Annotated in this window: 8 protein-coding genes; 5 read left to right on the forward strand and 3 right to left on the reverse strand. The window is 56.4% G+C overall.

Going from position 1 to position 11261, the window contains the following annotated elements; genetic code table 11:
- Positions 1-3: 3 nt before the first annotated feature.
- Positions 4-1155 (reverse strand): Gfo/Idh/MocA family protein, encoded by a 1152-nt coding sequence (locus LDK53_RS14485; protein ID WP_025759058.1) that lies wholly within the window; start codon positions 1153-1155, stop codon positions 4-6.
- 192 nt (positions 1156-1347) lie between these two features.
- Between LDK53_RS14485 and LDK53_RS14490 the strand changes: the two genes are divergently transcribed.
- The gene (locus LDK53_RS14490) at positions 1348-2406 is read left to right on the forward strand and encodes a LacI family DNA-binding transcriptional regulator (protein ID WP_025759059.1); all 1059 of its coding nucleotides are present in this window, start codon (positions 1348-1350) and stop codon (positions 2404-2406) included.
- Here LDK53_RS14490 and msrA read toward each other — a convergent pair whose 3' ends face one another.
- Entirely contained in the window at positions 2407-3048 is a 642-nt protein-coding gene (gene msrA / locus LDK53_RS14495; RefSeq protein ID WP_025759060.1) for a peptide-methionine (S)-S-oxide reductase MsrA, read from the reverse strand.
- 224 nt (positions 3049-3272) lie between these two features.
- On the opposite strand from msrA, the gene tamA reads away from it, so the two are divergent.
- From tamA to LDK53_RS14510, 3 genes are read left to right on the forward strand one after another with little or no spacing between them, the layout of a single operon-like run.
- The gene (gene tamA / locus LDK53_RS14500) at positions 3273-5006 is read left to right on the forward strand and encodes an autotransporter assembly complex protein TamA (RefSeq protein WP_025759061.1); all 1734 of its coding nucleotides are present in this window, start codon (positions 3273-3275) and stop codon (positions 5004-5006) included.
- Positions 5003-8779, forward strand: a complete 3777-nt coding sequence (gene tamB / locus LDK53_RS14505; RefSeq protein WP_225287452.1) for an autotransporter assembly complex protein TamB — start codon at positions 5003-5005, stop codon at positions 8777-8779. The genes tamA and tamB overlap by 4 nt, the downstream gene beginning before the upstream one ends.
- A gap of 2 nt (positions 8780-8781) precedes the next feature.
- Positions 8782-9126 carry a gamma-glutamylcyclotransferase gene (locus tag LDK53_RS14510; protein ID WP_025759063.1) on the forward strand — a complete coding sequence of 115 codons (345 nt, stop codon included), beginning with the start codon at positions 8782-8784 and terminating at the stop codon, positions 9124-9126.
- A gap of 466 nt (positions 9127-9592) precedes the next feature.
- Here the strand turns inward: LDK53_RS14510 and ppa are convergent, their stop codons facing one another.
- Positions 9593-10123 carry an inorganic diphosphatase gene (gene ppa / locus LDK53_RS14515; protein WP_008501423.1) on the reverse strand — a complete coding sequence of 177 codons (531 nt, stop codon included), beginning with the start codon at positions 10121-10123 and terminating at the stop codon, positions 9593-9595.
- A 309-nt stretch (positions 10124-10432) separates the two neighbouring features.
- Here ppa and ytfQ point away from each other — a divergent pair.
- Positions 10433-11261 (forward strand): galactofuranose ABC transporter, galactofuranose-binding protein YtfQ (gene ytfQ / locus LDK53_RS14520; protein ID WP_225287453.1); only part of this gene is annotated, 829 nt, incomplete at its 3' end.

Raw genomic sequence — 11261 nt, forward strand, 5'->3', positions numbered from 1 at the left:
GAGTTACCAGGTGCCGGAAGCATCCAGCGTGACGCTGGCTGTCTCTTTAGCCACTGAGGTGCTGATACGTTGCTGCAGCAGGCGCAGATACTGTTTCTCGTTGAGCGGCAGGTCGACCCAGTCGTCGGTCCAGGTGGAGAGGTGCATGGCGTTGGAGAGCGTCAGCCCACGGATCCCTTCCAGACCCGGTGCAATAAGCGGCTCGCCGCGCAGGATGGCGGCACAGAAATTGGCGGTAATGACGTGGTGTTCGCTGCACTCCGGGGCGACGGGAAGGGTGACCTCCCAGCATTCGGGTTCGCCAAAGCCGTTTTGCCAGCGGGCGTTGAAGGCGGTTTCGGATTCTCGCAGTCGCCAGTAGCGCAGCTTGCCTTCTTCGACGACTACCTTGCCGCGATCGCCTGTGATTTCCAGCCGGTTGGTCCCCGGCGTTTCCGCGACGGTAGTAATAAACACGCCGGTCGCGCCGTTGGCGTACTCGGCATAAGCGGTGACCTCATCTTCCACTTCAATATCGCGATGTTTGCCGAACTGGCAAAACGCGCGCAGACGAACAGGCATGCCGACCAGCCACTGCCAGAGATCGAGCTGATGCGGGTCCTGATTGAGCAGTACGCCGCCGCCTTCGCCTTTCCAGGTGGCGCGCCAGCCGCCGGAGTTGTAGTAGCTCTGCGAGCGATACCAGTTGGTGATGATCCAGTTCGACCGGCGGATCTCACCCAGCTCGCCGCTGTCGATCAGATCCTTCACCTTCTGGTAGAGCGGGTTCGGGCGCTGGTTGTACATGATGCCAAACACCACATCGCACTCCCGAGCGCAGGCGTTCATCTCCTGAACTTGGGCGGTATACACGCCCGCCGGTTTTTCACACAAGGTATGGATGCCGTGGCGCATCGCCAGCATCGACAGGCGAGGATGGTCATAATGGGGCGTCGCGACAATCACCGCGTCGATAAGCCCGCTCTGGAGCATCTCCTGCGCGTCGCTGAAGAGAGGGATGGAGCCGACCAGCTGACGAATGGCCGGGTGCTTTTCCGGCGCATTATCGCAAACCGCCGTCAGGCAGGCGTCACTGACCGTACCCGCCAGTAAATAACGCGCGTGGACCGTACCGATATTACCTATTCCAATAATGCCAAAACGTACCTTCTCCATGTCACACCTTAATTTCAGTTGAAATGAGTGATGACCGGAAAATAGGAAAGGGGAGCCACAGCGACAATGTGTTTTTGTGAGAATACTCGCAAGGTGATTAAGTAATCTCCAGGCTCTCTGAAATTTGGTTTTAAAATCAACGTGCTGTTTCTGCAAATATTTGCAAAAACTGATTGAGAGCGAGGTCACACTATGCCGGGCAGGTTAAAAATGGAGGAGATCGCGTCCCTGACGGGCTATTCCGTTAGCACGGTTTCGCGGGTATTAAGCGGCAAGTCTTATACCAGCGATAAAGCCAGGGACGCGATCGTTCGCACCGCGCGAGAATTAGGTGTTCTGGAGTCAATGGCGAGCGGCCGGCTGTTAATTAACGGCATCGCGGTTTTTGCACCGGAAAGAACGTTTCAGGGACGCGGTGATATTTTTTATCTGGAAGTGACCAAAGGCATTGCCGAAGCCTGCTCGCGACACAATGTGTGGGTCAGCTGTTGTGCATTAGAAGAGCAACACGCGGATGTGAAATTATTTATGGAAAAGGCCAGCCATAAAAATATCAATGCGATAATTATCATCGGCACGGATGATGCCACCATATTTAAACTGGCCAGCACGCTCAATAAACCCTGCGTTTTAATCAACTCTGTTGACCGGGATCGGGTCCTGGATTCCGTGTCACCCGACCATCGGGCGATCGGCTTTACCGCCATGCAATATCTCTTTGAGCAGGGGCACCGCCGCGTGCTTACGCTCACCTGCCTGCGACGGGATACGCTGTATGCGCGTCTGGACGGCATTAAAGAGGCATACCGCCATTTTCACGTTGCCTTTGATCCCCAGCGCGATTTGTTAGTCACGGAGTGGTTTACGGCAGACGAGGCCGAGCAGGCGCTCGATGCGTGGCTGTTAAGCCATGACCGATCCCAGTGGCCGGAGGTCATTTTCCCCAACAGTACCAGCATGACCGAAGGGGTGGTCAGGGCGTTAACGCGCCACGGGCTGCGTATCCCGGAAGATATTTCGCTCATTACCACCGATTTTGCCTGGAATCTGGCGCACCGTCTGGAAAGGCCGGTCACGGGCGTCACGGTGCCCTGCCGGGAATTGGGGATTGAGGCTGTGCACCTGCTGCAGACGCGGCTGAACCGACCGCAGGCGCCGGTCTTTAACCTGCTGCTGCAGGGCAAAGTGATGGATTACGGTTCGGTCAGCAATGCTACGCGCCACGCGGCTCGCGTGGCGCTGGATCAATAATCAGGCCAGCTGTGGCGGCAGGCAGACGCCGATGCCCCCGATACCGCAGTAGCCATAGGGGTTTTTATGCAGATACTGCTGGTGATCGTCCTCGGCATAGTAGAACGGTTTTGCCGTCGCGATTTCCGTGGTCACCTCGCGCGTATCCCCCGCTTCACGCATGGCCTGCTGGAAGCGTTCAAGGCTGGCGCGCGCCGCGGCGTCCTGCTCCGGGGTGAGCGGATAAATGGCCGAGCGGTACTGGGTACCGTGATCATTGCCCTGACGCATGCCCTGCGCCGGGTCGTGGTTTTCCCAGAAGACCTGCAGGAGCTGCTCGTAGCTAATCACCGCGGGGTCATACACCACGCGCACCGCTTCCGCATGGCCGGTTTCGCCGGAGCAGACTTCGCGGTAGGTTGGGTTTGGCGTGTAACCGCCCGTATAGCCGGCAGCCGTACTGTAAACGCCAGGCAGTTGCCAGAAGAGGCGTTCAACGCCCCAGAAGCAGCCCATGGCAAACAGGGCGATTTCCATACCTTCAGGAACATTGGTCATGGAATGGCCATTGACGGCGTGTAAGGTCGCCACAGGCATAGGGGTGTTGCGTCCCGGTAATGCATCAGCTTGTGAAACCAGATGCTTTTTGTCGAATAAACTCACGATGGGGCCTCCCGGGGTGCGATGTTTCGGTTAAGGTTGTCACGAAGCGTTTAATTGAACACAATAAATGCGCTGAATGAGTCTAGATTTAATCATAAGAAATATTTGGGTGTTATACCCATTTTCAACCCGCGATGTGGGTTTTTGGCCAACAGGCCGTATTTTGCCGCGGAGCGGCACTTCATTTGCTTCCAGGGTGGAAACAGGGATATTCAGGAGAGAACGTGACAAAAATCCGCCAGTTATGTTTGGTCAGTATGTTGCTGACAAGCGGGATTGCCAGCGCGGCGAATGTCCGTTTGCAGGTTGAGGGGTTATCCGGGGCGCTACAAAAAAACGTGCGTGCGCAGTTATCGACCATCCAGAGTGATGAGGTGACGCCGGACCGGCGTTTTCGCGCGCGCGTGGATGATGCCATCCGTGAAGGGCTGAAAGCGCTGGGGTATTACGAGCCCACCATTGATTTTGACCTCCGTCCGCCGCCAAAGAAGGGGCGTCAGGTGCTTATTGCCCGCGTTTCGCCGGGTGAGCCCGTATTGATTGGCGGCACCAACGTTATCCTGCGCGGCGGGGCGCGTACTGACCGGGACTATCTGGATCTGCTCAGCACGCGGCCGAAAATCGGCACCGTGCTCAACCACGGTGACTACGACCATTTCAAAAAAGAGCTGACGAGCGTGTCCTTGCGTAAGGGCTACTTTGACAGCCAGTTCAACAAAAGCCAGCTCGGTATTGCGCTGGCGCGACGTCAGGCCTTCTGGGATATCGACTACGACAGCGGGGAACGTTATCGCTTTGGCGATGTGACGTTCGAAGGTTCGCAAATTCGTGAAGAGTACCTGCAAAACCTCGTGCCTTTCAAAAAAGGGGATTACTACCAGTCGAGCGATCTGGGAGAGCTGAACCGACGCCTCTCTGCCACTGGCTGGTTTAACTCCGTGATTGTCGCGCCGGAATTTGATAAGTCTCGCAAAACCAAGGTGTTGCCGCTGCATGGCGTTGTCTCGCCGCGCACCGAGAACACCATTGAAACCGGTGTGGGCTATTCGACGGACGTCGGCCCACGCGTGAAGGCCACCTGGAAAAAGCCGTGGATGAACTCCTGGGGCCACAGCCTGACCACCAGCGCCAGTATCTCTGCCCCGGAACAGCAGCTCGATTTCAGCTACAAAATGCCCTTGCTGAAAAACCCGCTCGAGCAGTACTACCTGGTTCAGGGGGGCTTTAAGCGAACCGACCTGAACGATACCGAGTCAGATTCCACCACACTTGCCGTGTCACGTTACTGGGATCTCTCCAGCGGCTGGCAGCGCGCCATTAACCTGCGCTGGAGTCTGGACCACTTTACTCAGGCCAACGTCACCAACACCACCATGCTGCTTTATCCTGGGGTGATGATCAGCCGTACCCGCTCGCGCGGCGGCCTGATGCCCACCTGGGGCGATTCCCAGCGCTACTCTATCGATTACTCCAACACCATGTGGGGTTCCGATGTGGATTTCTCGGTAATTCAGGCGCAAAACGTCTGGATCCGCACGCTGTATGATAAACACCGCTTTGTGATGCGCGGCAACCTCGGCTGGATCGAAACCGGCGACTTCGAGAAAGTCCCGCCGGACCTGCGCTTCTTCGCCGGGGGGGACCGCAGTATCCGCGGCTACAAATACAAGTCTATCGCGCCAAAAGATGATGACGGCAAGCTGATTGGTGCTTCCAAGCTGGCCACCGGCTCGCTGGAGTATCAATACAACGTCAGCGGAAAATGGTGGGGGGCGATGTTCGTCGACGGCGGCGAAGCGGTGAGCGATATCCGCCGCAGCGATTTTAAAACCGGCGCGGGCGTAGGTGTGCGCTGGCAGTCACCCGTCGGGCCCATCAAGCTCGATTTCGCCGTTCCGGTGGGCGACAAAGAAGAACACGGATTACAGTTTTACATCGGTCTGGGGCCTGAATTATGAGTTTATGGAAGAAGATAAGCCTCGGGGTACTGATTTTTATCGTGCTGCTGCTCGGTACGGTGGTATTTCTGGTGGGCACGACGAGCGGGCTGCATCTGCTGTTTAACGCCGCGAACCGCTGGGTGCCCGGGCTGGAAATCGGCCAGGTGACGGGCGGCTGGCGCGACCTGCGTCTGAAAAACATCCGCTATGAACAGCCGGGCGTGGCGGTGAACGCCGGTGAATTCCACCTCGCAGTGAAGCTGGGCTGTCTGCGCGACAGCAAGCTCTGCGTCAACGATCTGTCGCTAAAAGATGTCAACGTGGCGATAGATTCGAAAAAAATGCCGAAGTCTGCGCCGGTGGAAGAAGAGGAGAGCGGTCCGCTGAATCTCTCCACGCCGTACCCGATTGCGCTCTATCGGGTGGCGCTGGATAACGTCAATATCAAAATCGACGACACCACCGTGTCGGTGATGGATTTCACCTCCGGCCTGCGCTGGCAGGAGAAAAACCTGACCCTGACGCCCACCTCCCTGCAGGGTTTACTGATCGCGCTGCCGAAAGTGGCAGACGTGGCGCAGGAAGAGATCGTCGAGCCGAAGATCCAGAACCCGCAACCGGAAGAGAAGCCGCTGGGCGAAACGCTGAAAGATCTTTTCTCTAAGCCAGTCCTGCCGGAGATGACCGACGTTCATCTGCCGCTGAACCTCAACATTGAAGAGTTCAAAGGCGAGCAGCTGCGTCTGACCGGCGATACCGACCTGACGGTCTTTAACATGCTGCTGAAGGTCAGCAGCATTGACGGCAACATGAAACTCGACGCGCTGGATATCGACACCAACCAGGGCTCGGTGAACGCGTCAGGGAATGCCCTGCTGCGCGACAACTGGCCGGTGGATATCACGCTGAACAGCTCGCTCAATATCGATCCGCTGAAAGGCGAAAAGGTGAAGGTCAAAGTGGGCGGGGCGCTGCGCGACAAGCTGGACGTCGGCGTGAATCTCTCCGGCCCGGTGGACATGGTTCTGCGTGCGCAAACCCAGCTGGCGGAAGCCGGGCTGCCGCTGAATCTTGAGGTCGTCAGCAAGCAGCTTTCCTGGCCGTTCACCGGCGAAAAGCAGTTCCAGGCCGATGACCTGAAGCTGAAGCTGAGCGGCAAGATGACCGATTATACGTTGTCGTTCCGTACCGCGGTGAAGGGGCAGGGTGTACCGCCTGCAAACATCACGCTGGATGCGAAGGGCAACGAACAGCAGGTCAACCTCGATAAGCTGATCGTCGCGGCGCTGGAAGGTAAAACCGAGCTGACCGCGCTGCTTGACTGGCAGCAGGCGATCAGCTGGCGCGGCGAGCTGAAGCTGACGGGCATTAACACCGCCAAAGAGGTGCCGGACTGGCCGTCGAAACTGGATGGTCTGATTAAAACCCGCGGCAGCCTGTACGGTGGAACGTGGCAGATGGACGTGCCGGAGATTAAGCTCACCGGTAACGTGAAGCAGAACAAGGTTAACGTTGAGGGCTCGGTCAAAGGCAACAGCTATCTGCAGTGGATTATCCCGGGTCTGCACGTGGCGCTGGGTCGCAACACGGCGGATATCAAAGGCGAGCTGGGGGTGAAAGATCTCAATCTGGATGCCACCATCGACGCGCCGAATCTGGATAACGCGCTGCCGGGTCTCGGCGGTACGGCGAAAGGGCTAGTGAAAGTGCGCGGCACGGTCGACGCGCCGCAGCTGCTGGCGGATATCACCGCCAGTAACCTGCGCTGGCAGGAACTGAGCGTCGCCCGCGTCCGCGTGGAAGGGGATGTGAAATCCACCGATCAGATCGGCGGTAACCTGAACCTGCGCGTGGAGCGCATTTCTCAGCCGGACGTCAACATTAACCTTGTCACCCTGGACGCCAAAGGGAACGAGAAGCAGCACGACCTCCAGCTGCGGGTGCAGGGCGAGCCGGTCTCCGGTCAGCTTCACCTGACCGGCAGCTTCGACCGCAAGGAAGAGCGCTGGAAAGGGACGCTGGACAACACCCGCTTCAACACCCCGGTAGGGCCGCTGGCGCTGTCGCGCGCCATCGCGCTGGACTACCGCAACGCCGAGCAGAAGATCAGCATTGGGCCACACTGCTGGACCAACCCGAATGCGGAACTGTGCGTACCGCAGACCATCGATGCGGGGGCGGAAGGTCGCGCACAGATCAACCTCAATCGCTTCGATCTGGCGATGCTGAAACCGTTTATGCCGGATACCACCCAGGCGAGCGGCGTCTTCAGCGGGAAAGCCGATGTCGCCTGGGACACCACCAAAGAGGGGCTGCCGCAGGGCAGCGTCACGCTTTCCGGACGTAACGTGAAGGTGACGCAGGAGGTCAACGATGCGCCGCTGCCGGTGGCTTTCGACACCCTGAACCTGAGCGCGGACCTGCATAACAACCGTGCGGAGCTGGGGTGGCTGATTCGTCTTACCAACAACGGCCAGTTTGACGGGAAAGTTGAAATCACCGACCCACAGGGACGGCGCAATCTGGGCGGCAACGTCACTATCCGCAACTTCAACCTGGCGATGGTGAACCCGATTTTCGCCCGCGGGGAAAAAGCAGAAGGGATGCTCAATGCCAACCTGCGTCTGGCCGGCAACGCGCAAAGCCCGCAGCTGTTCGGGCAGATGCGGCTCAGCGGGGTGGATATCGACGGTAACTTTATGCCGTTTGACATGCAGCCCAGCCAGCTCGCGATGAACTTCAACGGCATGAGCTCGACGCTGAGCGGCTCGGTGTTAACCCAGCAGGGGCAAATCAACCTCAGCGGCGACGCGGACTGGAGCCAGCTCGATAACTGGCGGGCCCGTATTGCGGCGAAAGGCAGCAAGGTGCGCATCACCGTACCGCCTATGGTGCGACTGGACGTCTCGCCTGATGTGGTCTTTGAAGCCACGCCAAGCCTCTTCACGCTTGACGGACGCGTCGACGTGCCTTGGGCACGCATCGTGGTCCACGACGTGCCGGAAAGCGCGGTCGGCGTCTCAAGTGATGAAGTGATGCTCGATGACAATCTGAAACCTGTCGAACAGAAGAGCGCGGGCATACCCATCAACAGTAACCTTATCGTGCACGTGGGGAATAACGTGCGGCTGGATGCGTTTGGGCTGAAGGCGCGACTGACGGGCGACCTGAAAGTGGCGCAGGATAAACAAGGGCTTGGCCTGAACGGACAAATCAATATTCCTGAAGGACGTTTCCATGCCTATGGCCAGGATCTGATTGTCCGCAAAGGTGAGCTGCTGTTCTCCGGTCCACCGGATCAGCCTCTGCTTAACATCGAAGCGATTCGTAACCCGGAAGCAACGGAAAACGACGTTATTGCAGGCGTACGCGTTACGGGTTCCGCTGACGAACCGAAGGCGGAGATCTTCTCTGACCCGGCGATGTCGCAGCAGGAAGCTCTCTCATACCTGCTGCGTGGACAAGGTCTGGACAGCGGTCAGAGCGACAGTGCGGCGATGACCTCGATGTTAGTGGGCCTGGGGGTTGCACAAAGTGGGCAGGTTGTGGGTAAAATCGGTGAGACGTTCGGCGTAAGCAATCTGGCGCTGGACACCCAGGGCGTGGGTGACTCCTCGCAGGTGGTGGTCAGCGGCTATGTACTGCCGGGTCTGCAGGTAAAATATGGTGTGGGGATCTTTGACTCACTGGCAACACTCACGCTACGCTATCGCCTGATGCCTAAGCTATATCTGGAAGCAGTGTCCGGCGTAGACCAGGCACTTGATCTGCTCTATCAGTTTGAGTTTTAGCAATGCGAATATTTGTCTACGGCAGTTTAAGAACCAGGCAAGGCAACAGTCACTGGATGACCAATGCCCAGCTACTGGGGAATTACAATATCGAGAACTACCAGTTGTACAGCCTGGGCCACTATCCAGGCGCGGTTCCCGGGGAGGGAACGGTACAGGGTGAGGTTTATCGTATTGATAACGCGACACTTGCCGAACTTGATGCCTTGCGCACCAGGGGCGGTGAATACGCGCGCCAGTTGATCCAGACGCCGTACGGAAGCGCGTGGATGTACGTCTACCAGCGTCCGGTCGAAGGGTTAACGCGGATTGTAAGCGGTAACTGGTTAGACAGAGACCAGTACTGAAAAACGACAACGCCACCGTGAGGTGGCGTTGTTTTTTTTACTCTTTCAATTCTCTTCTGTATCCCGGCGCCGGGTTAAAAACAGAGGAACGAACAGCATGATGTAGGGGGCAATGAGCCATAACAAACACAAAGCGCGTGAACGGCCATAGTAGTTTATGCACCGTGTATTACTTGAAATGACGGGCAGGAAAAACAGTAAAAACAGCAGAATCGCATAATCGCTTCGATAAGGGATCCATAAGTAAAACAAAAACCAGGCAAGCTGGAATGCCATGATGCAGAGATACTGCCATTTGCTGTCTTTGCCGTAACAGTCAAACGCCTTTATGTAGCCCATTTTTATGCTTTGAAGAAAGAAACTTAGCATGTATAGCGCTCACGATCGCGACGGTCAGGAGTGTTCTTGTTATTCAATGGCAAAAAAAAGCCCCGACCAGCGGGGCTTTATCGGCAGGCTGTAAGAATTACTTCTTAGCCGCGCGTTCGAAAGAGGCGATGATTTCTGCTTTCGCCGCTTCTGCATTGTCCCAGCCGTCAACTTTAACCCACTTGCCTTTTTCGAGGTCTTTGTAGTGCTCGAAGAAGTGAGTGATCTGCGCTTTCAGCAGCTCTGGCAGGTCGTTCACATCTTTAATGTGATCGTACTCTTTGCTCAGTTTGGTGTGTGGTACCGCAACCAGCTTCGCATCTTCACCGGATTCGTCGGTCATTTTCAGCACGCCCACTGGACGGCAGCGAATGACGGCGCCTGGCTGCAGCGGATATGGCGTTGGGACCAGCACGTCAACCGGGTCACCGTCCAGAGACAGGGTGTGGTTGATGTAACCGTAGTTGCACGGATAGAACATCGCGGTAGACATGAAACGGTCTACGAACAGGGCGCCGCTCTCTTTGTCCACTTCGTATTTGATAGGATCTGCGTTAGCCGGGATTTCGATAACTACGTAGATGTCTTCTGGCAGTTCTTTACCCGCAGGGACGTTGAGTAAGCTCATGTCGGTGTCCTTTAAAATGGATGGTAAACAAGTGGCAGGTATTATAGCCAACTCGCACTGAATGTCTCTGCCTGTTTTCGCCTTCTCTCCCTCTCCTTCCCACTTTTCAGACCGATTCCATGACAGAAAAATCCATAAACTCAGCCGCATTTTTCATGGAGAAATGAAAGCGATTACAAACTTGTGATTAACGTTTTATTCACTTTTCTGAAGTGTGATGTAACGCAATTCGTTACATATTTCATTGGCTATAGTCATTTCGCAGAACATCTTTTAACCAACAATAACCCACCCTACGAGGACGCTCATATGTGGAAGCGCTTACTTCTTGTCACAGCAGTTTCGGCAGCCATGTCGTCTATGGCGATGGCCGCACCCTTAACCGTAGGATTTTCGCAGGTCGGCTCTGAATCGGGCTGGCGTGCAGCAGAAACCAACGTGGCGAAAAGCGAGGCCCAGAAACGCGGCATTACGCTGAAAATCGCCGATGGTCAGCAAAAGCAGGAGAACCAGATTAAAGCCGTGCGTTCATTCATCGCTCAGGGCGTGGATGCCATCTTCATTGCGCCTGTGGTGGCAACCGGCTGGGAACCCGTCCTGAAAGAAGCGAAAGATGCTGAAATTCCGGTCTTCCTGCTCGATCGTTCCATCGATGTAAAAGACAAATCTCTCTATATGACCACCGTGACCGCCAACAACGTGCTTGAAGGGCAATTAATTGGCGACTGGCTGGTGAAGCAGGTGGATGGCAAGCCGTGTAACGTCGTGGAGCTGCAGGGCACGGTCGGCGCGAGCGTGGCCATTGACCGTAAGAAAGGCTTTGCTGAGGCGATTGCCAAAGCGCCAAACATCAAGATTATCCGCTCCCAGTCCGGCGACTTTACCCGCAGTAAAGGGAAAGAGGTCATGGAGAGCTTCATTAAGGCCGAAAACAACGGCAAGAACATCTGCATGGTTTATGCCCATAACGATGACATGGTGATCGGGGCGATTCAGGCCATTAAAGAAGCGGGCCTGAAGCCGGGCAAAGATATCCTCACCGGTTCGATCGACGGCGTGCCGGACATCTATAAAGCGATGATCGACGGCGAAGCCAACGCCAGCGTGGAACTCACGCCAAACATGGCCGGCCCGGCAT

The sequence above is a fragment of the Enterobacter sp. K16B genome (genome assembly GCF_020216105.1).
Taxonomy (GTDB): Bacteria; Pseudomonadota; Gammaproteobacteria; order Enterobacterales; family Enterobacteriaceae; genus Enterobacter; species Enterobacter sichuanensis.

Coding starts and splice junctions, on each gene's coding strand:
- LDK53_RS14510 (WP_025759063.1), top strand. CDS start 8,782: ATGCGAATATTTGTCTACGGCAGTTTAAGAACCAGGCAAGGCAACAGT.
- tamB (WP_225287452.1), top strand. CDS start 5,003: ATGAGTTTATGGAAGAAGATAAGCCTCGGGGTACTGATTTTTATCGTG.
- LDK53_RS14485 (WP_025759058.1), bottom strand. CDS start 1,155: ATGGAGAAGGTACGTTTTGGCATTATTGGAATAGGTAATATCGGTACG.
- ppa (WP_008501423.1), bottom strand. CDS start 10,123: ATGAGCTTACTCAACGTCCCTGCGGGTAAAGAACTGCCAGAAGACATC.
- LDK53_RS14490 (WP_025759059.1), top strand. CDS start 1,348: ATGCCGGGCAGGTTAAAAATGGAGGAGATCGCGTCCCTGACGGGCTAT.